A 357-nucleotide genomic window follows, 5' to 3' on the forward strand; every position below is an offset into this window, starting at 1 on the left:
CTTCTGGTCAACAACAAGATGCTCAAGGGCAAGAGCTTCTTCCGCACCGCGTTCTACTTCCCATCGGTGACGAGCTCGATCGCCATCGCAACCGTCTTCCTCTTCCTCTTCTCCAACTCCGGCGCCGTCAACGCGTTCCTCGGCTTCTTCGGGATCGACGGGCCGCAGTGGTTCAACGACAGCCGCGGCGTGCTGCACCTGCTCCTCAACGCGGTCGGCGTCGACAACCCCGCCTGGGCGCAGGGCGAGATCCTCGGCCGCAGCCTCTGGGACTGGCTCGCCGGGCCGTCTGTCGCGCTCTTCGTCGTCATCTTCCTCGTGGTCTGGACGACGTCCGGCACGTTCATGCTGATGTTC

1 pseudogene is annotated in these 357 nt (G+C 63.9%); it reads left to right on the plus strand.

What is annotated here, in order from left to right:
* A pseudogene (locus AC1DFM_RS34955) lies at nucleotides 1–357 on the plus strand (hypothetical protein); the annotation flags it as partial.

The sequence above is a fragment of the Chitinophaga sp. 05T412 genome (assembly GCF_056396465.1).